This window comes from Nocardia sp. CA-128927 (genome assembly GCF_050955855.1).
GTDB lineage: Bacteria > Actinomycetota > Actinomycetes > Mycobacteriales > Mycobacteriaceae > Nocardia.
In genome coordinates, this window is record NZ_CP192087.1 from 3,216,045 (window position 1) to 3,234,958 (window position 18,914).

The window sequence follows — 18,914 nt, forward strand, 5'->3', positions numbered from 1 at the left end:
TAGGGCGGCCGCCGTGGTCGCGCAGGCTGGGTGCTGAGGTGCTGGGGCGAACCGCTGACGCACACCTTCTGATTTCCCGCACAGCGAATCGCCGCCCTGACACGTGTGCGTTTGTCAGAAGGTGTGCGGCTGCGGAGATAGGGCGGCCGCTGTGGTCGCGAGGCTGGGTGCTGTGCGTGTGGTTCGGGAGCTGCGGTGGATCGGCCGCTGCGACGCCCCGGCACGAGGCGTTAGTTCGCGATCGATGGCGCGGGCTCGATGAGCAAACCTGTTCGCTCGGCGCGCTTTTCACCCCACTCGTAGAGCGCCGTGAGCGCTGGAACGAGGGTCCAGCCTTCGTCGGTGAGGTCGTATTCGACCTGCGGCGGCACGGTGTCGAAGACGGTGCGGCGGACCAACCCGTCCGCCTCGAGCTCGCGCAACTGCTGGACGAGCATCTTCTCGCTGGTCGTCGGCATCAGGCGGCGGAGTTCGCCGTAGCGTCGTACGCCCTCCTTGAGGTGGGCGAGGATCACCGGCTTCCACTTGCCGCCGATCAGGTCGACGGTCACCTCCACCGCGCAGTGGTAGCGCTTCTCCGGCATTGCAGGCCTTTCGGGTACTCACCAAAAAGTGCGTTCTTGTAACACTGTAATCATCGCGATTCCATGGATGGGAGTACCGCATCCCTACTGCAGACATGGAGCCCGAATCCCTATGAAGGTCATCGTTTTCGACCGTTTCAAGCCCGGCGTGACCTTGGCGACCATCAACCCGTACCTGCCCGAGGAGGTCGCCAATGTGTGGCGGCTGTGGAAGGCGGGGATCGTGCGGGAGAACTACGCGCGCGCCGACGAGCCGGGCGTGGTGATCGTGTTCGAGGTGGACAGCGTCGAGGAGGCGCAGAAGTACGTCGCCGACTTCCCGCTCACCAAAGCCGGATACCTGGAGTGGACCTACGTCCCGGTGCAGGCCCCGCTGCCACTGGAGGCGCTGATGGATCCGAAGGTCGACGTCGCCGAGCCCTACGACCGGACCAAGTGAGGGCGTTCCCATGCGAAACGCCTTCGGACTCAGCATCCCGCAAACCGTCGCGGACGCCTGCAAGCCCACGCGGATGGCGTTGGTGATCTACGACATGCAGGTCGGCATCGTCGGTCAGATCCCCGACGGCGACAAGATCGTGCAGGCCTGCGTTCGGCTGCGAGATGCCGCGCGGGCCAGTGGGTTTCGGGTCTTCTACACCCGGCATGTGTCGCTGCCGATCGCCGCGTCCGGTGTGTCGCAACTGCGCACCGCCATGCAATGGCAGCGGGTGGACGACCTGGATGAGTTGCACGCCAGCTTTCCGCAGGGTTCGCCGCAATATCAGCTCGTTCCTGAGCTGACACCCAACGCCGACGAGGTGGTCTTCGACAAGATCACCATGTCCGCCTTCGCGGCGACACCGCTCGATATCGCGTTGCGCGACTGCGGTATCGACTCCTATGCGATCGCGGGCATCGCCATGGAGGTCGGCATCGAACCGACCGTCCGGCACAGCCTCGACCTCGGCTACCTGCCGATCATGGTCACCGACGCGTGCGGCGCGGGACATCCGATGGCGGCCCAAAGATCGCATGCCACTTTAGAATTCGCGGGCGGCTCGCTGATGACCGATACCGAGTCGCTGATCGATCTGATGGACCGTTGCTGACTCCCTAGCTCACAGGCACCCCGCACGGGCAGGTTGTGTGGGGACGAGGGATGTGCCTGTGCGCTAGGGGATTACCTGCCGGTGAGTTCCTGGAACCGGTCGACGAAGGCACGAATCGCCTGCCGGTCCTCATCGAGTTCCGGATGGTGGCCGTGCTCGACGGTCACCGTCACCACGCTGCCCGCGCGCAGTCGCAGCACGTCCAGGCACGTCGGCAGTAAGGGAACATTCACGCTGCGCCCGTTGCTGCTGACGGTGATTCGTGAGGTGTACCCGAGCAGCACCGTGGTGAGTTCTTCGGCGCTCTCGACGGTGAGCGGGCCTGCGACGCGGAACTCTTCGACGTACATCAGGCCTCCTTCCGACGCTTGCGACCCATCTTAAGCAGCGGAATTCATGAATCAACGGTGCTGAGCCGTCTCGGCGAATGCCGCCGTCATGTGCCGTTGATCATGATGACCTCGGGAATTCCACGGTCGGCACACATCATCTCCACATCCGCCACCTAGGCTCGGGACATGCCGAAATGGTTGAAGCGGGTGGTGCTCGGGGTGGGCTGGTGTGCGCTGGCGGCGGGGCTCGTCGGGGTCGTGCTGTATTTCGGGGACTGGCAGCAGCGGTCGCTGGTCCTGGTGCAGTCGGGGGCGACGTACCTGATGATCGGCGCGATCGTCGGGCTGGTGATCTTCCTGATCGCGCGCGGCTGGCGCAGTGCGGGCGTGGCCGGGGTGCTGGTCGGCGTGGTGCTGTGGACGGTGGTGCCCGCGTTCGTGCCCGAGGGGCGCGCGGCCGGCGGTCCCGAGGTCATGGTGATGCAGTCCAATCTGCTGTTCGGGAAGGCGGACGTCGACGCGGTGGTGCGGGCGGTGCGGGACAACCGCATCGACGTGCTGACCGTGAACGAGTTGACGACCGCCGCGGTCGACCGGTTGGCGGCGGCGGAGCTCGGCGCGGTGCTGCCGTACTCATACGTCGAGCCGACGGCCGACGGTGGCACCGGGATCTACAGCCGATACCCGTTGCGCGACACCAAGAAATACGACGGCTTCATCCTGAATCAGGTGTCCGCGACGATGGATCATCCTGAGCGCGGACCGATCTCGGTGTTCGCCTTCCACCCCATCCCGCCATCGCTCAACTTCGCCGACTGGCTGGTGGAGATGCACAAGATCCGCGAAATCCTCGACGCGCAACAGGGTCCCGCGATCGTCGGCGCGGACTTCAACGCGACGCGCGATCACGCGGCATATCGCGAACTGCTGCACGGCCGGTTCGCCGCCGCGGCCGATCAGGTGGGTGCTGGACTGCTGCTGACATTCCCGAACGATCGGCGGTGGGGTCCGATCATCGGCATCGACCATGTCCTGCTCGCCGATGCCACGGCGCAAGAACTGCACACGCTCAGTGTTCCCGGCTCCGATCACCGCGCGTTGATCGCCAGGGTGCGGTTGAATTGATCTCGTAGGCACGGTCTGTACCGGACACCGCGCGTAGGTTTTTCGACCGTTTGTGATGCGCGCGCGGGTTGCGCGGCGATTACCGTGTGAACGCTCGGCGGCCGGGCAGCGGCCCGCCCCGAGTCCTAGTGCGCGCTGCGCGTGCACCGGTAGTCGGGGAGGCCCGTGGATGATGAGTACACAACGGCGGCGGTGGGGTGCGGTCGCCGTGCTCGCGCTGTTCGGCGCGGTATTGGCCGGATGCGGCAAAGGCGTGGATGGCCCGCCCGCACCGAAAGCGCCGAGCGCCGAGACCGTCTGGGAGGTCGCCGGATCGATGACGGCCACCGGGCCGAACGGTCCGCGCAAAGGTGTGCCGGACGCGCCACTGCAGGCGATCAACGGAGACGGCGGCAAGTACGACAAGCTCGCGCTCAACTCCATCTCCGACTTGCAGGAATTCTGGACTGCGGCCTACCCCAAGAACTTTCCCGGCACGTTCACGCCGGTGTCGATCTTCGACTCCTGGGATGCGGCGGCGCCCCGGAAGCAGGCGATCCAATTCTGTGGCGAGAGTACGTATCACGTGGTGAATGCCGCCTACTGCAGTCTCGACCACACCATCGGCTGGGATCGCGGCGTGCTGTTGCCCGCGGTGGTGGCGAAGTTCGGTGAGATGGCCGTCGTGATGGTGCTCGCGCACGAATACGGCCACGCCATTCAGGGGCAGGCCAGGCTCGCCGGTATGCGGACACCGACGTTGGTGCTGGAGCAGCAGGCGGACTGCCTGGCCGGGGTGTTCTTACGCCATGTGGCGGAAGGGGATTCGGCGCACTTCACGTTGAACACCACCGACGGACTCAACGCGGTACTCGGTGCCACGGTGGCGATTCGTGACCAGGATCCGAGCGATCCGAAGAACGCGCACGGGTCGGCGTTCGAGCGGGTGACGGCGGTACAGATCGGCTACTCCGATGGCGCGCAGGGCTGTAAGTCGATCACCACGCAGCAGATCGCGCAGCGCCGCGGCACGCTGCCGGTCTCGTTCCAGCCCGGCGAGGAATTCGCCCAGCTTCCGGTGACCGCCGAGTCGCTGAACAGCTTGAGCCAGGCTCTGAGCACCATCTTCCCGACCAGTAGAAAGCCGCAGTTCGACTATGCGGGCGTGGTCAAGAACTGCTCGAATGTCACTGCTACCGAACCGGTTTCGTACTGTCCCACCGCTAACAAGATCGGCACCGACGTGCCGGCGCTGGCCAAGCGCGGCGCACCGGCGAACGGCGAGGAGGATCCGCTCTCGGCGGCGGTGAACGGCGACTACAACGCGTTCGTCATCTTCGTGTCGCGGTACGTCCTTGCGGTGCAGAACGATCGCAAGCTCGGCCTGACCGGCGCGGAGACCGCCGGACTGCGCACGGCCTGCCTGTCCGGTGTGGTGACGACCAAGCTGAGCGAGCCGAGGAGCGACCCGCGTCTGTCCGCCGGTGACCTCGACGAGGCCGTTTCCGAGCTGCTCAGCGAAGGCCTTGCCGCCAGCGACGTGAACGGCAAGGTGGTGCCGAGCGGCTACCAACGCGTGGAGGCGTTCCGCACTGGAGTGCTGGAGGGCGAGCAGGCTTGCTTGTCCCGCTACAAGTGACCACTACACCGGCAGTGACCGCAGGGAGTTGAGCGTCGTCGCGACCGCACGCGCGGCCTCGGCTCCCTTGGTCACGAAGTGCTCGGTGAAGTAGCCGCCGTGCTCGCTGTGCTCGTGGAAGTGGTGCGGGGTGAGCACGACCGAGAACACCGGCACGTCGGTGTCCAGCTGCACCCGCATCAAGCCGTCGATCACCGCGGACGCGACGAAATCGTGCCGGTAGATGCCACCGTCCACGACCAGTGCCGCCGCGACGACCGCCGCGTACTTGCCGGAGCGCGCGAGGCGCTTGGCGTGTAGCGGGATCTCGAACGCGCCGGGCACGTCGAAGACCTCGACGGCGGCCGGGTCGTAGCCGAGATCGGCGTACTCGGCAGTGAAGCCCTCGTAGGCCTTGCCGACGATGTTGCTGTGCCAGCTGGCGCGAATGAACGCGACGGATCCGGTGGTTCCCATCCCCGAATCTTACTTGCCGGTAACGTGCGTTTCCAGCCAGTCCACCACGTCGCCGAGCACCTTGTCCTGCTCGGGTTCGTTGAAGATCTCGTGGTAGAGGCCCTCGTAGCGGATCGCGGTGAGATCCTTCGAGCCCGCGCCCTGCTCGATGAGGTCTGTGCTGGACGGTGCGGCCAGTGCGTCGGCGGTGCCGTGCATAACCAGCACCGGAACGGTGAGCTTGGCCAGTCGGCCCTTGACGAGGACGGTCGTGTTGAGAATCTCGGTGGCGGTGCGGGCCGGGAGTGCGCCGCGGTACACCAGTGGGTCGTTGTCGTATTTGCGGATTACCTCAGGGTCACGGCTGATCTGCGACGAATCCAGTTTGAGCACACCGAGATTCGGGGTGAGCCTGGTCAGGATCGGGGCGAGTGCGCGTTGTACGGCGTTGCCCGCGGAGATGTCCAGCGGCGGCGCGGAGAGCACGATGCCCGCGACGTCGATCGGCGCGCGGGTGGCCAGGTGCAGCACGATGAGGCTGCCCATCGAGTGGCCGATCAGGAAGCGGGGGACGCCGGGGTGTTCACGGGTGGCGATGTCGAGCATGGCGGCCACGTTGTCGGCGGCGCCGTCGATCGAGCCGATATTAGCCTTGCTGCCCGCGGATTTGCCGTGGCCGATGTGGTCGAGGGCGTAGACGGCGAAATCGGCGGCGGCGAGGCGCTGGCCGACGTGGACGTAGCGGCCGGAGTGTTCGGCTACGCCGTGTACCAGGACGATTACCGCGCGTGCTGGGGACTCGGGAAGCCATGCGCGCCAGGCGATTCCGCTGCCCGTGCCGTCGAATCGGCCGGTTCGGGTTTGGATCTGCGGCGCGTTCTCGGCGGTCATGCATCGGCTCCTGACGTCTGCGGCGCGGTGTTCGGCGACTGCGCGAACTGCGCGATCAGCCGCCGGTTGAACTCGATGAGTCGAGCGTAGTTCAGACGGGAGAGGCGTTCGTCGGTTCCGTGGATCGAGGCCAGGTCGCGTTCGCCGAGCACGATCGGGGCGAAGTTGCAGCGGGTGCCCGCGAGGTCGTGATAGTGCCGGGAGTCGGTGGCGCCGGGGACGATGCCGGTGGTGACGATGGTGCCGGGCACCATGGCCCTGGCGATATCCGCGATCAGCTCGAACGCCGGGCCGGGCTGGATGTTCACCGTCGGCTCGGAGGCCATGCCTTCGGCTTCGATGTGAACACCATTGTCGCGCACCACCTTCCGGCAGTGTTCCAGGACGGACCGGACCGAATCGCCGGGCAGGATGCGGAAGTTGACGAACGCCTCGGCGTGCTGGGGGAGCACGTTCGACTTCACGCCGCCCCGGATCACGGTGGGAGCGGTGGTGGTGCGCACCATTGCCTCGGTGTGCGGTCGCATCGCCATCACCCGGGCGATCACCGGTCCGGCGATACCGGCCATGCCGAGCAAGCGGCGGCGCGACGCGGGCATCGCCTGACGCAGCCGGGCCAGCATGTCGGCGGTCACCGGTGTCATCCGCAACGGCATCGGATGATCCTGGATGCGGCTCACCGCGCGGGCGATCCGGCCGACCGCGGTCTGCTTGCCGGGCATGGACGAATGGCCACCTACTTCGGTGACCGACAGTTGTACCGTCGCATAACCCTTTTCGCCGAGCATGATGTTGGCGACCGGTTGCTCGACCCCGTCGGCGACGCCCTCGGTGATCATGCCGCCCTCATCGAGCAGCAGTTCGGCGTGCACGCCGAGTTGGCGGAGGCGGTCCGCCATAAGCACCGCGCCGGTGTCGCCGAACACCTCCTCGTCGTGGCCGAAGGCCAGAAAGATGGTGTGTCGCGGGCGAATTCCATCGGCGAGGGCGGATTCGACGGCCTCCAGGATGGCCAGCACTCGGCTCTTGTCGTCGATCGCGCCACGGCCCCAGATGAATTCGTCGTCGACCACGCCCGCGAAAGGTGGATGGGTCCAACGGTGCGGATCGTCGACCGGGACCACATCTTGATGCGCGAGCAGGATCGCGGCGACGCCCTCCGGCTCGATGCCTGGCCAGCGGTAGAGCCTGCTGTAGCCGAATCGCTCCAACTCGAGCTCGGCGTGCACCAGCGGGAAGGATTGCTCGAGGTGTGCGGAGAGCTGCGTGAAGGCCGATTCGTCTGCTTCGCCCCGTTTGTCGGTGGACACCGTTGCGCAGCGCAATGCGACCGCAAGGCGCTCGGCGGTCAGGTCGTCGACAGGGTCCGTCATCGGTCAGCGGTGCGGTTCGGCAAATTCATGGACACCACTGCATTGTTCAGCATGCCGGGGTTGATCGGTATGGTCTTCTCGTTTCGCCACTTCACGATGCCCTCGGTGACCCCGCCTGGGAGGTCGGGGTTGCGCGGTGTGGTCAGCATCGGGAGCTCGAGGTGGGCCTCGGTCACGGTGACCGGGGCGAAGGCGGGGGTGTGCGACCAGACGTCGTCGACGACGTCGGTGATCCGCACGCCGATCCGGTGGCCCGCCGGGATCGGCCAATCCTGGGCCAGCAGGCGGACTTCGGCGGTGTCGCCGGTGACCGGGGCGATGCCTCGGGTGATGACGGTGGCCAGTTGGTCGGGCCCGATGTCGTAGATCTCCACGGCGACCGTGGCATTGGTGGGTCCGCTCACGTGCAAGGATACGGAGGGCAAGCCGGACAGGTGCTGGTCCTGAGCCAAAGGTTCGGAGACGGACCAGAATTCGCGATCCGGTCCGGGCAGCAGGCCGCGATCGGTGTAGCCGCCGGGGCGCAGCTCGACCGGGACCCGGGTGGAATCGGTGGGCGGCCACGCGGTTTCGGCACGCCAGCGGCCGTCGAACTGGCCCACCGTGATCCGTGGTCCGGGCACCTGGACGTCGCGGCCCGCGACGTGCTTGTCGAAGAAGGCGAGCAGCTCGGTGTCGAAATGCGGTGTGTCGCACTTGTCGTGGCAGGTGCGGTGGCCCCACTGGCCGAACCATGCTTTGTGCTCGCCGGGGCCGAGGCCGTTCCACAGGTCGAACACCCGGTAGGGGCGGGTGTTGTAGTCGACGAAGCCCTGGCCGAGGAACAGCGGAATCGTGTTGCCGCGCAACCGGGGAACGAGGTCGCGGTCGCGCCAGAAGGGGGAGTTGCCGTCGTGGTTGGTCATGTCGGCCAGGTACTGCTGATAGCACTGCAGCGGCAATTGAGCCGCGTCGGCTTGGTATTCGGGTGAATCGTCCGGGCGGGCCGGGGTCGACGCGATCAGCAGGTGCTCCAGACCCGCCAAATCGGCTGGGCGCACGCCGTTCTCGGTGATCGGCTTGCCGGAGAACTTCCACGAGACACTTTGCATGTACAGGTACGAGTACGGGTCGACTACCGGCTCGAACGCCGCAACGGCCGCCAAGCCCTTCGGCTTCGTCGCCAGACCCATCAGACCCGTCCACGCCTCATAGGAGACACCGAACATGCCCACCTTGCCGGTGGACCACGGCTGGTTCGCGGACCATTCCACCGCGGTCGCGACATCGGATCGTTCACCGGGTCCGCCGAAATCGGGGCAACCGGAGGAGCCGCCGAAACCGCGCAGATCCACGATGACGTAGGTGTAGCCGGCCCGCAGGAACATGTCGGCCTGCAGGTTGTCGGTCGACGGACCGCCGCTCAGCCGTGGTTCGCTCAGATACGCCAGGTGAGCGCGGTACGGGCTGACGGTCAGGACCACCGGAGTCCGCACATCGTCGGCGATACCGGCCGGCCGCACGATGTCCGCATGCAAGCGAGTGCCGTCCGGCGCATCGATGAACGCCTGCCTCCACTGAAACGGCACCGCCAGCGGCTCGGCCGTAGCACTCACCGGTGTGGCCACAGCCAGCAAAAGCAGCAGCCCACACAGGGCGCGCAGCAGGACGGTTCGTTCGCTCACCATAGGACTATCGAGTGTGCCCGGACGACCGTCCAGCCCCTGGAACCGGGGTAGTCCGTTTCCAGGTTCACCGGGCGTTGAGCAGTCTGGCGGAGACCGCGAGCCGCGTTGCCTGCCGAGCTGTTGCCGAGCCGCCGGGCGGATGCCATCCGGTGTTCACTCCCGCCCGCGAGCATGGGCGGTATGCCGGATGCTGCGGATGTGCTTGGCAGTGCGTCCGTGGACGCGCTCGCGGTGGGGACGATCTCCCTCGCGCTGTTCGCCGCGCTCTTGTTCGCCGTGTCGGCCGCGTTGCAACAGGGGGCTGCGCGACAGGCGGCGACGGAAGCCACGCAAGGTCGGTTTCTGGTGATCGTGGGGATCGCTCGTCGGCTGATCACCGATCGAAGGTGGTTGGCCGGGCAGGGTGCGAATGTGGCCGGGTTCGTCGTGCATGCGGTGGCGTTGCGGCTCGGGGCGATCGCGGTGGTGCAGGCGCTGCTTGTGGTGCAGTTGCTGTTCGCGCTGCCGTTCGCGGCGGCGCGGCGCAAGCGGGCGTTGCTCGGGCGAGATTGGGCGGGCACGGTTTTCGTGTGTGGCGGGCTGATTCTGCTGGTCGGGCAGAGTGCGCCCGGGCACGCGGATGTGCGGCCGCAGCTGTTGCCCGGTGTGGGTGCGGGGGTGTTCGTTGCGATCATCACGCTGATCGCGATCTCGCGACTGACGCACTCGACTCAGTTGCGCTCGGCACTGGTGGCGGTCGCGGCGGGCTGTTGTTTCTCGACCACGGCGGTGCTGGTGGTCGTCGCGACATCGGCGTTGCCCCACCTGAGCTGGGCGTTGCTCGGCATCCCGGTGTCCACTGTGCTCGGCGGTCTTCTCACTCAGGAGGCTTACGCCCGCGGATCACTTCCCACCGCGCTCACCGCGATGACGATCACCGACCCGGTCCTCAGCTACACGGCCGGGCTGACCCTGTTCGCGGTGACCATCCACCCGCGCCCGGTTCTGCTGGTCCTCGCGGCCGCGCTGGTGATCACCGGGATTGCACTGCTCGCGAATTCGCCGACCCTGCACGACGAACTGGACCAGACCCACTCGAAACCGCCGAATCAACCGGCGTACGAGGGTGTTACGTAGCTCCGGTAGGCGGGTGTTTCCAGGCCTCCCTGGCCGGCTCGCCAGTTTGTCGGGTTTGCCGCCATCATGTCCCGTTGGGCGGCGGTCAGGCTGTGCGGGCGGGGGAGTCGTAGTCGGCGTAGAGGGCTAACATGCCTGCGACGGTGGCTGACCAGGGGAAACGTTCTGCGGCTGAGCGGGCGGCGTGGCGGCGTTGGGGGGCGGGGACGGCGAGGAGGTCGCGGACGCCGTTGGCCAGGCCGTGCGGGGAGCCGTCGGAGACGATGCCGGAGCCGGGTGCGCCGACGAGTTCGCCTGCGGCGCCTGCGTCGGGGACGACCACGGGGGTGCCGCAGGCGAGGGCCTCCAGGACGGCGAGGCCGAAAGTTTCGGCGGGGGAGGGGAATACCGCGATGTCGGCTTCGGCGACCAAGTTTGCCATGGTGGCGCGGTCGGTGAGGTGGCCGTGGAAGACCACCGGGAGGCCGGCGGCGAGACGTTCGAGGCGGGGCCGCAGCGGGCCATCGCCGATGACGGCCAGTTCGCAGTGCAGACCGGACTCGACCAGGACGCGCACCGCCTCGATGGCGCGTTCGGCCCGCTTCTCCTTCGACAGCCTGCTCACCAGCACCAGACGTATGGGTTCGTTTGCGGCCCATGGTGTTTCGTCCGCAGGTTCGACCGGGCGGAACGTGGTCAGATCGACACCGAGCGGAACGCGCCGCACATTGGTCGCCCCGATGCGCGCGAACTCCGCCGTCGCGAAACTCGAAGTGACCACCACCTTTTCGGCACGCACACAGAGCCGACGGTTGGCCAGATCGGCCGCCGTGATCAGCGGGAAGCCGGGTGGGACGCGAGTACGCAAGATGGCATCGATCCGTTCGTGCGAGAACAGCACCAGCGGCACACCCGCCCCCCGCGCCCACGGCGCAAGCCACCGAACACTCAACTTGTCACTGCACTCGAGCACATCCGGCCGCAACCGATCAAGAACCGCCCGTGTCCGCCGCGCGGTCAACACGTGATACCCGCCCGCCCCGAACTTGGGGCTGTGCACGGTGATCCGCCGCCCCGACCCAGTCAGCTCATCCCCATCAGCCGGTCCAGGAACCACCAGCACCCGGCTATGCCCAGCCGCAAGATACCCACGACCGATCTCGTCCAGGCAGGTGCGTAGTCCCCCGGACGCGGGGGTGTAGAAGTTCGCGATCTGCACGATTCGCATCAGTTGACCGCCGATCCGACGAGTTCCGCGTAGGTGGTGGCCTGTGCACCTGCTTGTAGGGCGGCGTCGATGGCGCGCAAGGTGGCGTGGCGTAGGCCGGGGCGGTGGAGGTCGTCGGGGTGGAGGGCGAGGCGGACGAGGCCGCCGCGGGCTGCGTTGTGGCGGGCCATGGTTTCCAGCATGGTGGCGCCGAAGCGTTCGGACCAGCCGCCGCCGGGGCGGTGGGAGAGGGCGAAGCCGCGGTGTCGGCGGCCGGTGCGCAGGTCCTTTGCACCGAAGTGGTCGGTGGTGTGGGTGAAGCCTGCGGCGCGCAAAGCCTGTTCGGCCGCGGGTGAGGCCAGCCAACCGGGCGGCGTGAAACCCGTTGTGGAAAGCCCGGATTCACCCATCACCTCGGTGGCGGCCCGCAGCTTGGCGGCCGCCTCGTCGGTATCGAGGGCGGCGAACTCGGCGGCACCGCGCGCCACCGCGCGCCCGAGGGTTCGCCGCGGCCACCCACCTTCGGGCCCGGCCCGATGCAACCATCCGTGCACCATGATCTCGTCACCACCGGCACGACGCTCCCGCAGGAAACTCGCGTAATCCGGCCGCTCAGCCAACGACGCCCCACACCACGGCCCAGGAATCACCAGCAACGACACCGGAATCCCGAATCCGTCAGCATCAGCACACCACCGCGCCGTCGCCGCCGCACTCGCCGGCGCGACGTCATGGACGCTCACCACCAACCGCGCACACACGCACCGCAAACTAACACCGCCCGGTGGCCACCAGCTGAACAGCGCGGTGCCGCTACCCAACGGATCAGTACCGACCCCAACACCCCACCGAACAGCACATCACGCTCCGATCACCCCCAATTCACCACAGCCCGTCCTACTCGGTATGCCGCCACCCGCTGTCGCAGGCCCAGCTGCTGCCAGACCACCACCACCCCTCGATGCGACGACATCGCAGCGCTTTCACCCGCCACCATGTCCCACTCGGTGCGCCGCCAGCGCCCGGTCTGTTCGCCGAACGGGACATGGTGGCGTGGCTACTCGCGGCGATTTGCCGCCGTCATGTCCCGTTCGGTGAGCCGCGGCGTCGGCACTGGTGAAGGTTATGTATTCGGTGAGTGCGCTATTCCCCGTGTAGCTGTGCGGGTCTGCTCCGGCGTCAGCCACTGGCTGGCTTGCACATCGCCAAGCTGACGCTGAGGGTGCCAGGTCAGTGAAAGTCGTGTCGGCGATGGAAGCGTCCGACGAATCCGCCGCAATGCACCGGATTTAGGCGTTCGGCTCGCTGAGCCGCAACACCCGAGTCGACGCGCGCTGAACGAGGTCGAGCTGACCAAGTCGGTTGGGGCGAAGCGGTGTCAGGCTTGTGCGGAGGACGCCGCCAGATTCTGACTTGGCACGACGGACAGTCCGCGGCGGGTCACTCGCATCCGTAAACCGTTGGTGCGAATCATGATCCAGCCGACTGCGGCGGCTGCGCATGTGGATACCGCGCCGCAGGCGAGCAGGCCGATTCGCGGGCCCCACTGTTCGGTGACCCAGCCGATGATCGGTGCGCCGACGGGAGTGCCCCCAATGAAGACGATCATGTGCAGCGACATCACACGGCCTCGCATCGTCGGTTCGGTGGCCAACTGGATCGTGGAGTTGCTCGACGTGAGGAAGGTGAGCCCGAGCAGACCCACGGTTGTCAGCATCGCCGCGAACAGCCAGTAGTTCGGAGCGAACGCCGTCACGGACTCGAGGACACCGAAGCCGAAGGCGGTGCCGACCAGCAGGCGCATTCGCACCTGCCGGCGCCGCGAGGCCAGTAACGCGCCCACCAATGCTCCCACCGCCAGCGCCGTGTTGAGCCGTCCGTAGCGCCCGGCGTCGATATGGAAGACGTGATACGCGAAACCCGATAGCACGGTCGGGAAGTTGTATCCGAACGTGCAGACGAACCCCACCAGCACCAGCGGTCCGATGAGGTCCGGACGCGCAGCGACGTAGCGCAAACCTTCGCGCAGTTGTCCCTTCTGGCGGGGCACCTGCGGCACCGGCCGCAGCTGTGCGGGCCGCATCAGCAGCAACCCGCCGACCACCGCTATGAAGGAGAAAGCGTTGATTGCGAACGCCCACCCGGTACCGACCGCCGCGATCACCGCACCTGCCACCGCCGGCCCGGTCATCGACGCGGTCTCGAAGTTCACCGCGTTGAGGCTGACCGCATTGCGCAGTTGTTCTTGGCCGACCATTTCCGCGACGAACGTCTGCCGGGTGGGGCTGTCCACTACCGTGACCAGCCCGAGTAAGAAGGCCAGCAGGTAGACGTGCCAGACGTGCACCGACCCGGTGAGTGTCAGGATCGCGAGCACAGTGGCCAGTAGACCCATGGAGCTCTGGGTGAGCATCAGCAACCGTCGCTTGCTGAAGCGGTCCGCGATCACTCCGCCGTAGAGGCCGAACAGTAGTACCGGCAAGAACTGCATGGCGATGGTGATCCCGACAGCAAACGAACTGCCGGTCAGGTTGAGTACCAACCAATCCTGGGCGATGCGCTGCATCCAGGTCCCGGTGTTGGAGACCACTTGTCCGGCGAAGTAGTAGCGGTAGTTGCGGACGGCGAGTGAGGCGAACATGCCGCCCGCGCGGCGGGAAGGTTGCACGACCGGGGCGGCGGTGCCCGCGATGTCCTCGTCGGCTGCGCGGGCTATCTCGTCGTCGTCGCAGGTGGTGTCGAAGAGAGCCGAGGTATTGCGGGCAGAGCTATCGCGTGCGGAGGCGCTGCGGTCGTGATCATTGCGGCGGCAGTCACCGCGGACAGGGTCTTCCGTGTGAGCGATGTCCGGGTCGTATTCGCCGTCTCGGATCGTCGAGCTCACTGCTATCTCCCCTGGTGTTTGAATCCCTTGGTGTTCGGCTGGTTGGAATGGTGGCGAACGACCCAAAAGCCCACGGGTAAAACCACATTCGCAGTCTCCCGGGCCCTGATGCTGCCCCCACCCCCGGACCTGGCCGACCACAACTGGCGACACCTTCAAACTAATCGATGAGGTTGCCTCAACGGGGCGGACGCCTGGCCTTCAGCCCAATCACACTGGTACGACCCGGCAGCCACCGAGGCGCGGCTGGACACCCATGACCGCGCAGCGCTCCGGGCTGTGGATTCCGGGACGGTTGAACGTCGCAATCAGATAGGTTCGATACCGGCTTTTTCGCGATGTGCGTGGTGGCGTCGTGGGCGCTGCGACCGGCGAGCCGCAAACTCGGCGCGCGGGTGTTCCGCGATTACGGACGTGCACCGGAGATGCCGACCGGAGTGCTGTCGGCGGCGTAGAAATGCGGCGTCGAAAATGGCCCGTCGTTCCAGCGAACGACGGGCCATTCGCATTCGCTATGGATGTTGCGAAGTGCTCGGGGCTACAACATGATTCGCCTGGTGTCTGAGGCGCGGCGGCGTATGATCGGGCCAGTGCGAGCGCCCGGGGGAAGAATGAACGAGCCGGTGACCGCGGACTGGGAACAGTTCGTTCAAGCACTGGCGCAGTGTCTGTCTGAGCTACCTTCGCGCGCGACGTTGATCATCGCCGCGCCCGGAAATCGGTACGTCCAGTTCATGCAATACGACATCAAATTGTCTGCCGAGCTGGCCGGTAATCATTATCTGACGCAGCCCATTCCGGACGACGCCGCGCAGGAGTTACGCGACCTCGGCTGGAACGAGCCGATGCTGCGCCGCGAGGTCGACAACTGGACCAGGACCATGTTCTGGCCCATCTCCACCAGCAGCCTGGTCGAATTCGCCCGCTCGGTCGCCATCGGTTTGCACGACGCGCTGGGCGTGGCCGAGCCGGTGGAATTGCGGGCCATGGGTTGGACCGAGGCGTCCGGTGATTTGGATCTCACCGTCCTCGGATCGATGGCCAGGCGCGGTTGGAATTGACGCCTCAGCGACGGTAATGCACCCCGCCGGGGCAGGCGTGGCGGAACTCGCACGACGTGGGCACTATCCTGAGTGGCATGGCAGCAGGTAAGCCCACCAAGGAAGCGAAGGCCGCGGCGAAAGCGGCCCGCAAGCAGCAGTCGAAAGAGCGCAGGCAGCAGCTCTGGCAGGCGTTCCAGATGCAGCGCAAGGAAGACAAGCTGCTGCTGCCGTTGATGATCGGCGCCTTGCTCGGCATCACCGCCGTCTTCCTGGTCATCGGCCTGATCTTCGGTCTGACCTGGTTCCTCGTCCCGCTCGGCGTGGTGCTCGGCGCGCTGGCCGCGTTCATCATCTTCGGTCGACGGGTGCAGAAGAGCGTCTACAGCAAGGCCGAGGGCCAGGCGGGCGCGGCGGCCTGGGTGCTGGACAACCTGCAGGGCAAGTGGCGGGTGTCCAACGGCATCGCCGCGACCACCCAGCTCGACGCGGTGCACCGGGTGATCGGCCTGCCCGGCGTGGTGCTGGTCGCCGAGGGCGCCCCGCAGCGCGTGAAATCGCTGCTCGCGCAGGAGAAGAAGCGCACCGCCCGGCTCATCGGCGACACCCCCATCTACGACGTCGTCATCGGCAACGACGAAGGCCAGGTGCCGCTGAAGGAACTGCAGCGCTACCTGACCAAGCTGCCCCGCAACATCGACGCCAAGCGCATGGACCTCATCGAGGGCCGGCTGACAGCCCTCAGCTCGCGCACCGGTCCGGCCCTGCCCAAGGGCCCGATGCCCGCGGGCGCCAAGATGCGCGGCGTGCAGCGCACGATTCGTCGTCGCTGAGCTGAACCCACCACGAAAGGCCCGTGTCCCCAGGACGCGGGCCTTTCGTACTTGGTCATGCTTTGACGAGCCAGGCGATGCGGTCGTAGGCGAGGGCTTGGTAGACGACGAGTACCACGACGGAAACCAGCGCCAAACTGGGCAAACTAGCCGCCCACAGCGCCGCGGCACCGCCGAAGAAGACACCGAGTTCGACCGCAAGCCGCACCACCCCTGGCACCGACACAGGCGCTTCGCCACTCCGACTCGGGTCGCCCGGCACGGCCAACGTCCCCCACAGCGTCGCGGCGACCAGCGGCAACAGCGCTACCAGCAGGAACTTCCACGGCGAATCGAAGGTTCGCCAACCGTACGCACCAAAGGAAGCGACAGCGACGAGCTCGAGCAGAAACCGGATCGCGAGCATCGCCGGATTGAGTGACACCGCCGGAGCGTAACCGGCGTTCAGGTGTCAGCGAGAGTGAACGAGCGCGGTCCCGGTCGCCCGGTCATGCATGCCACGACCGTCGGCGTCGGTGAACAACGCGGGCACCACGAACACCAGCAGCGCCTGCCTGGCCAGCGCCCGCACGAAACCAACGGTCACCGGCGCGTCGATCCGCACGGTCCGCAGCCGCAGGAAGTACTGCCCCGGCGTGAACCCGAACAGCGTCACCGCGGCGACCCCGATCACGAACCAGATCAACAAGGTCAGGCTGGACGCCGACCCGCCGCGCATGATCAGCGCCGCGATGCCGAGCGCGATCAACCAGTCCACGAACAGGGCGGCGATCCGTCGCGCCATCCCGGACAGCGAGCCCGCACCGGACTTCGGCAGTCCCAGATGTTCGCCGGGGAACTCGGGGGTTGCCGAATCCCCTGCGCCCTCCGAAGGGCCGGAGAGCCACGATCCCGTCATGCGTGCCATGCCCCCACAATATGCGGGGCCGACCGGCCGCCCGGCACCGCATAAGGGGAGTTCACGTCAGCGCGCATCGGCACGGATGGCAGGATTAGCATGCTGTTCGAGCCCGGGTGGGCCTAGTCACCCGGCCAGCCGTACGTGTAACACTGGCGAAACACAAACTTGACTGCCGGGAAACACCGCGTCCATAGCGTCTGGACGCGACGAACCCATGCAATCGACACTCGCTGGGAACCGATCCGTAAGGAGAACAAGTGACGTTCAGCACGGCCGACGAGGTCATCAAATACCTCGCTGATGAAGAAGTCGAATACGTCGACATCCGCTTCAGCGACCTTCCCGGCGTTCAGCAGCACTTCTCGATCCCGGCGAAGGCCTTCACGACCGATCTCGCAGAGGAAGGGCTAGCGTTCGACGGCTCTTCCGTCCGTGGCTTCCAGTCGATCGACGAGTCGGACATGCTGCTGCTGCCCGACTTCAGCACCGCGCGCCTGGACCCGTTCCGCGCCGCCAAGACGCTGAACCTGAACTTCTTCGTGCACGACCCGTTCACCCGCGAGGCCTACAGCCGCGACCCGCGCAACATCGCGCGTAAGGCCGAGGAGTACCTGCGCTCGACGGGTATCGCCGACACCGCGTACTTCGGTGCGGAGGCGGAGTTCTACATCTTCGACTCGATCCGCTACGACTCGAAGATGAACGGCGCCTTCTACGAGATCGACTCGGTCTCGGGTTCCTGGAACACCGGCGCGAAGACCAACCCGGACGGCACCCCGAACCTCGGCTACAAGGTTCGCAACAAGGGTGGTTACTTCCCGGTTGCCCCGTACGACCACTACGTCGACCTGCGCGACAAGATCTCGACCAACCTGCAGAACGCGGGCTTCGAGCTCGAGCGCGGCCACCACGAGGTCGGCACCGCCGGTCAGGCCGAGATCAACTACAAGTTCGGCACGCTGCTCGGCGCGGCCGACGACCTGCAGCTGTTCAAGTACATCGTGAAGAACACCGCGTGGCAAGAAGGCAAGTCCGTCACGTTTATGCCGAAGCCGCTCTTCGGTGACAACGGCTCGGGCATGCACGTGCACCAGTCGCTGTGGAAGGACGGCAAGCCGCTGTTCCACGACGAGGCGGGCTACGGTGGTCTGTCGGATCTGGCGCGCCACTACATCGGCGGCATCCTGCACCACGCGCCGTCGCTGCTGGCGTTCACCAACCCGACCGTGAACTCCTACCACCGCCTGGTTCCGGGCTACGAGGCACCGATCAACCTGGTGTACTCGCAGCGCAACCGCTCTGCGGCCGTGCGTATCCCGGTGACCGGCAACAACCCGAAGGCCAAGCGCATCGAGTTCCGCGCGCCGGACTCCTCGGGCAACCCGTACCTGGCCTTCGCCGCCATGATGATGGCCGGCCTGGACGGCATCAAGAACAAGATCGAGCCGCTGGCCCCGGTCGACAAGGACCTCTACGAGCTCCCGCCGGAGGAGGCCAAGAACATCCCGCAGGCCCCCACCAGCCTGGCCACGGTCATCGACCGCCTCGAGCAGGATCACGACTACCTGACCGAGGGCAACGTCTTCACCGACGACCTGATCGAGACCTGGATCAGCATCAAGCGCGAGCAGGAAATCGCCCCCGTGAACCTGCGCCCGCACCCCTACGAATTCGAGCTGTACTACGACGTGTAAGTCGTTCGTACATCGAGTCGTTCGGCAACGGCCCATCCGCGATCCGCGGGTGGGCCGTTGCCCGTTGCGGGGTAGGGTTCGTCGACGCCGTACGCTGCGCGGGAACGCGGGTTCGGCGTGGAGGGTACGGCGATCGGGCGGGGT

Annotated in this window: 19 protein-coding genes; 8 read left to right on the top strand and 11 right to left on the bottom strand. The window is 66.5% G+C overall.

Annotation, left to right across the window (positions count from 1 at the left end; genetic code table 11):
* Nucleotides 1-230: 230 nt before the first annotated feature.
* On the bottom strand, nucleotides 231-584 hold the full coding sequence (locus ACQPW1_RS15235; protein WP_433663357.1) for a winged helix-turn-helix transcriptional regulator: 354 nt from the start codon (nucleotides 582-584) through the stop codon (nucleotides 231-233).
* 112 nt (nucleotides 585-696) lie between these two features.
* Between ACQPW1_RS15235 and ACQPW1_RS15240 the strand changes: the two genes are divergently transcribed.
* Entirely contained in the window at nucleotides 697-1,023 is a 327-nt protein-coding gene (locus ACQPW1_RS15240; RefSeq protein ID WP_379286950.1) for a hypothetical protein, read from the top strand.
* A gap of 10 nt (nucleotides 1,024-1,033) precedes the next feature.
* Complete coding sequence (locus ACQPW1_RS15245; protein WP_433663358.1) at nucleotides 1,034-1,675, top strand: cysteine hydrolase; 642 nt, start codon at nucleotides 1,034-1,036, stop codon at nucleotides 1,673-1,675.
* Nucleotides 1,676-1,746: 71 nt separating this feature from the next.
* On the opposite strand, the gene ACQPW1_RS15250 is transcribed toward ACQPW1_RS15245, so the two are convergent.
* Nucleotides 1,747-2,025 (bottom strand): hypothetical protein, encoded by a 279-nt coding sequence (locus ACQPW1_RS15250; RefSeq protein ID WP_433663359.1) that lies wholly within the window; start codon nucleotides 2,023-2,025, stop codon nucleotides 1,747-1,749.
* A 168-nt stretch (nucleotides 2,026-2,193) separates the two neighbouring features.
* Between ACQPW1_RS15250 and ACQPW1_RS15255 the strand changes: the two genes are divergently transcribed.
* Nucleotides 2,194-3,132, top strand: a complete 939-nt coding sequence (locus ACQPW1_RS15255; protein ID WP_433663360.1) for an endonuclease/exonuclease/phosphatase family protein — start codon at nucleotides 2,194-2,196, stop codon at nucleotides 3,130-3,132.
* Between the two features lie 172 nt (nucleotides 3,133-3,304).
* Nucleotides 3,305-4,750: a metallopeptidase gene (locus tag ACQPW1_RS15260; protein ID WP_433663361.1), complete on the top strand. Its 1,446-nt coding sequence runs from the start codon at nucleotides 3,305-3,307 to the stop codon at nucleotides 4,748-4,750.
* 3 nt (nucleotides 4,751-4,753) lie between these two features.
* On the opposite strand, the gene ACQPW1_RS15265 is transcribed toward ACQPW1_RS15260, so the two are convergent.
* From ACQPW1_RS15265 to ACQPW1_RS15280, 4 genes are read right to left on the bottom strand one after another with little or no spacing between them, the layout of a single operon-like run.
* Nucleotides 4,754-5,206 carry a 6,7-dimethyl-8-ribityllumazine synthase gene (locus tag ACQPW1_RS15265; RefSeq protein ID WP_433663362.1) on the bottom strand — a complete coding sequence of 151 codons (453 nt, stop codon included), beginning with the start codon at nucleotides 5,204-5,206 and terminating at the stop codon, nucleotides 4,754-4,756.
* A 9-nt stretch (nucleotides 5,207-5,215) separates the two neighbouring features.
* Nucleotides 5,216-6,076, bottom strand: coding sequence for an alpha/beta hydrolase (locus ACQPW1_RS15270; protein WP_433663363.1), 861 nt, complete (start codon nucleotides 6,074-6,076; stop codon nucleotides 5,216-5,218).
* A complete protein-coding gene (locus tag ACQPW1_RS15275; RefSeq protein ID WP_433663364.1) occupies nucleotides 6,073-7,449 on the bottom strand; it encodes a M20/M25/M40 family metallo-hydrolase in 1,377 nt (458 codons plus the stop codon). Before ACQPW1_RS15275 ends, ACQPW1_RS15270 begins: the two co-directional genes overlap by 4 nt.
* Nucleotides 7,446-9,116 carry a CocE/NonD family hydrolase gene (locus tag ACQPW1_RS15280; RefSeq protein WP_433663365.1) on the bottom strand — a complete coding sequence of 557 codons (1,671 nt, stop codon included), beginning with the start codon at nucleotides 9,114-9,116 and terminating at the stop codon, nucleotides 7,446-7,448. Before ACQPW1_RS15280 ends, ACQPW1_RS15275 begins: the two co-directional genes overlap by 4 nt.
* Before the next feature lie 180 nt (nucleotides 9,117-9,296).
* Between ACQPW1_RS15280 and ACQPW1_RS15285 the strand changes: the two genes are divergently transcribed.
* Complete coding sequence (locus tag ACQPW1_RS15285) at nucleotides 9,297-10,232, top strand: DMT family transporter (protein WP_433663366.1); 936 nt, start codon at nucleotides 9,297-9,299, stop codon at nucleotides 10,230-10,232.
* 85 nt (nucleotides 10,233-10,317) lie between these two features.
* Here the strand turns inward: ACQPW1_RS15285 and ACQPW1_RS15290 are convergent, their stop codons facing one another.
* The 3 genes from ACQPW1_RS15290 to ACQPW1_RS15300 all read right to left on the bottom strand — a co-directional run bounded on the left by ACQPW1_RS15290 (nucleotide 10,318) and on the right by ACQPW1_RS15300 (nucleotide 14,302).
* Nucleotides 10,318-11,439 (bottom strand): glycosyltransferase, encoded by a 1,122-nt coding sequence (locus tag ACQPW1_RS15290; RefSeq protein ID WP_433663367.1) that lies wholly within the window; start codon nucleotides 11,437-11,439, stop codon nucleotides 10,318-10,320.
* Entirely contained in the window at nucleotides 11,439-12,179 is a 741-nt protein-coding gene (locus ACQPW1_RS15295) for a DUF2334 domain-containing protein (RefSeq protein ID WP_433663368.1), read from the bottom strand. The genes ACQPW1_RS15290 and ACQPW1_RS15295 overlap by 1 nt, the downstream gene beginning before the upstream one ends.
* 617 nt (nucleotides 12,180-12,796) lie before the next feature.
* Nucleotides 12,797-14,302 (bottom strand): MFS transporter, encoded by a 1,506-nt coding sequence (locus tag ACQPW1_RS15300; protein WP_433663369.1) that lies wholly within the window; start codon nucleotides 14,300-14,302, stop codon nucleotides 12,797-12,799.
* 611 nt (nucleotides 14,303-14,913) lie between these two features.
* On the opposite strand from ACQPW1_RS15300, the gene ACQPW1_RS15305 reads away from it, so the two are divergent.
* The gene (locus ACQPW1_RS15305; RefSeq protein ID WP_433663370.1) at nucleotides 14,914-15,363 is read left to right on the top strand and encodes a TY-Chap domain-containing protein; all 450 of its coding nucleotides are present in this window, start codon (nucleotides 14,914-14,916) and stop codon (nucleotides 15,361-15,363) included.
* Nucleotides 15,364-15,440: 77 nt separating this feature from the next.
* Entirely contained in the window at nucleotides 15,441-16,175 is a 735-nt protein-coding gene (locus ACQPW1_RS15310; protein ID WP_433663371.1) for a DUF4191 domain-containing protein, read from the top strand.
* A gap of 55 nt (nucleotides 16,176-16,230) precedes the next feature.
* Here ACQPW1_RS15310 and ACQPW1_RS15315 read toward each other — a convergent pair whose 3' ends face one another.
* Together ACQPW1_RS15315 and ACQPW1_RS15320 are read right to left on the bottom strand one after the other, a co-directional pair.
* Nucleotides 16,231-16,599, bottom strand: a complete 369-nt coding sequence (locus ACQPW1_RS15315) for a YrdB family protein (RefSeq protein ID WP_433663372.1) — start codon at nucleotides 16,597-16,599, stop codon at nucleotides 16,231-16,233.
* A 27-nt stretch (nucleotides 16,600-16,626) separates the two neighbouring features.
* The gene (locus tag ACQPW1_RS15320; RefSeq protein WP_433663373.1) at nucleotides 16,627-17,082 is read right to left on the bottom strand and encodes an RDD family protein; all 456 of its coding nucleotides are present in this window, start codon (nucleotides 17,080-17,082) and stop codon (nucleotides 16,627-16,629) included.
* Between the two features lie 251 nt (nucleotides 17,083-17,333).
* Here ACQPW1_RS15320 and glnA point away from each other — a divergent pair, with 251 nt between their 5' ends.
* On the top strand, nucleotides 17,334-18,770 hold the full coding sequence (gene glnA, locus ACQPW1_RS15325; RefSeq protein ID WP_433663374.1) for a type I glutamate--ammonia ligase: 1,437 nt from the start codon (nucleotides 17,334-17,336) through the stop codon (nucleotides 18,768-18,770).
* Nucleotides 18,771-18,914 lie beyond the last annotated feature (144 nt).